Below are 397 nucleotides of genomic sequence, written 5' to 3' on the forward strand. Positions count from 1 at the left end.
ACATGTCGACACCCGCGCTGCTTTCGGTTATTGAACCAGTATCAACGCCAGCGATTTGGGCAGCATCGCCAACCGCCGAGAGCGTCGTTGATGCGCCAGTGTGGGTCACACCACCGTGGGCATCTTTGACGTCATAGCTAAAATGGACATCGCCGTTATAGTCTTTTTCTGGGCTAAAGGTGAAGGTGCCATCGCCATTGTTTAGAATGGAACCATGGTTGGCGTGTAGGTTTTCAATGGTTAGTTTACCGGCATCGTTTTTATCGACGTCCACGGTATTGGCAAGTAGTTGTGCTGTCGTCAGAGTTTGGCGGGTATCTTCGCTGCCACTTTGTAGTACGACCTCGGATGAGCAATAGGGGCGGTCATTACTGCCATGAATGGTGATGACAATATC

The 397-nt window shown here is 50.6% G+C and carries 1 protein-coding gene; it reads right to left on the bottom strand.

Annotated features, from left to right (window positions below):
* A partial coding sequence (locus AB4140_RS19815) for a cadherin-like domain-containing protein (RefSeq protein ID WP_372002361.1) occupies positions 1 to 397 on the bottom strand: 397 nt, incomplete at both ends.

The sequence above is a fragment of the Shewanella sp. 10N.286.51.B2 genome (assembly GCF_041469265.1).
Taxonomy (GTDB): Bacteria; Pseudomonadota; Gammaproteobacteria; order Enterobacterales; family Shewanellaceae; genus Shewanella.